3 protein-coding genes are annotated in these 1765 nt (G+C 70.8%); 1 reads left to right on the top strand and 2 read right to left on the bottom strand.

The window, feature by feature from the left end; genetic code table 11:
- Both ACTIFU_RS23665 and ACTIFU_RS23660 read right to left on the bottom strand, forming a co-directional pair.
- The coding region (locus tag ACTIFU_RS23665) for a helix-turn-helix transcriptional regulator (RefSeq protein WP_439580784.1) at positions 1–318 on the bottom strand (318 nt) is incomplete at its 3' end.
- A gap of 72 nt (positions 319–390) precedes the next feature.
- The gene (locus ACTIFU_RS23660) at positions 391–723 is read right to left on the bottom strand and encodes a carph-isopro domain-containing protein (protein WP_439580783.1); all 333 of its coding nucleotides are present in this window, start codon (positions 721–723) and stop codon (positions 391–393) included.
- Between the two features lie 64 nt (positions 724–787).
- Between ACTIFU_RS23660 and ACTIFU_RS23655 the strand changes: the two genes are divergently transcribed.
- Positions 788–1549, top strand: a complete 762-nt coding sequence (locus ACTIFU_RS23655; RefSeq protein ID WP_439580782.1) for an XRE family transcriptional regulator — start codon at positions 788–790, stop codon at positions 1547–1549.
- Positions 1550–1765: the final 216 nt, after the last annotated feature.

The following is a 1765-nucleotide window of genomic DNA, read 5'->3' as shown; positions in this document are numbered from 1 at the left end:
TGCAACAGCGCCAGATGCTCCGCGGGCAAGGTGAGCAGCTCGCCAACGGCGGTGTGTCGGACGCTCTCCAGCGTCGGACGGTTGGGGCGCGTGATCATGCAATGCTCCTGTTCGCGGACGGGCTTTGGGGGGGGACGTCGTTCGTGCCGACTGCGTCTCGAACGCCTCGATGTCAGAGAGGCGGTAGACGACGCGTCCGCCGAGCTTCAGGAATGCCGGGCCTTCGCCCTGGCTGCGCCAGCGCTCGAGTGTGCGCGGGCTCAGGTGCCAGCGGGGCGCGAGCTGCCGCTGATCCAGATGCGCGATGGGTTCGCTCATCGCAGCAGCCCGCACGCCGTGTGCAGCTCGGCGATCGCGCGCTCACGGCGCGCGCCCTTGTCGCGCGAGCGCCTACCCATAGAGCCGCGCCCGCCGCACCGACGCGAGCTCCGCGAGCAGCCGCTCATCCACCGGACGGCCCGACTTGCGCGCAGCCTCGGCCACCGCCGACCAGTAGCGCGCCGGGATGCCGCGCCGCCGCCAGGCCCGCACCGTCACCGCCTCGACGTCGAGCACGGCGGCGAGTTCCGCCGCGCTGGGCCAGAGATTGATCACCTCGGCGAAGCTGCCAGGCGCTGCGCCGGCGCGGCGTCGTGCGGCTGGAGGCTCTGGATCGGAGGTCGGTTTGCGGGCTGTGCTCGGTTGCATGCGGGCGAGATAGGCCGCGCCATGCGACACAAACAAGACTGTTTTCTCGCGCGACGATTGTGCTATACAATCGCTCACGAAGCGCTACATAATGCAGCGCATGGAGACCACCGCAGACCGGCTCCGCCGCTTTCGCACCCTCAGGGGCATCGACAGCGGCGCCGAACTCGCCCGCCTCGCAGGCCTCCCCGAAGCAACCTACCGCGCCTACGAGAGCGGGCGAAGACCGCTCACCGCACGCGCCGCACGCGAGCTCGCCCGGCCCCTCGGCATCACCTGGCAGGCGCTGCTGTTCGGTGAAGACGACAGCGCCGAGGCAATCGCCACGCTCGAACAGGCCTCCGTGGTGCTGGGCCAGCGGGTGAGCCGCAAGCCCAGGCCGCCCCCAGCGCCGGAGCGGGTTCCGTTCACCGCCGAGCGGATCCGCATGGCCGGCGACTCCTGGGCCCTGCTGCCCGTCTACGACGCCTGCGCCCCGCCCGGCGCGGGCGAGCACCTCGATCCGGAGGCCGCACTCTACCGGATCGCCTTCCGCGAGGAGTGGGTGCGCTCGGTCACCGCCGCCCCGCTCGACCAGCTCGCCGTGATCGGGGTGCGCGGCGACTCCATGGAGCCCACCCTGAGGCCGGGCGATTCGGTGCTCGTCGATTGCGCGCAGAACCGGCCCCGGCGCACCGACGGCATCTACGTGATCCGCACCGATGGCGGGTTGCAGGTGAAGCGGCTGCAGGTCGAGGTGGTGCAGGGGCTGATCACCATCCTCTCCGACAACAAGGCCTACGAGCCGCAGCGCGGCGTGCGGCCGGATGACGTCACCGTGGTCGGGCGGGTGATCTGGGTGGGGCGGCAACTCGGGTCGTAACTGGTCCCGGGGCGCTACAAAAACGCACTCCATCCACGGGGGCTTTGATTCGTAGTGTTGCGGGATGCAGCGCGCGTCCCGGCCCAGCAACGACCACCTCCCACCCCACCTGCGCGAGGTGTGTCAGATCCTGGCGCGCGGGATCGTGCGGCTCAGGAGCCGCAGCATCGCCGCGATCGACCCCAGGGCTCGGGAGTGCGGAGAGAGTTCGCTACC

Origin of the sequence: Elioraea sp., from assembly GCF_051860475.1 — a bacterium.
Taxonomy (GTDB): domain Bacteria; phylum Pseudomonadota; class Alphaproteobacteria; order Acetobacterales; family Acetobacteraceae; genus Elioraea.
The sequence above is the reverse complement of the archived record's forward strand: the minus strand, read 5'-3'. Positions and strand labels throughout refer to the sequence as shown.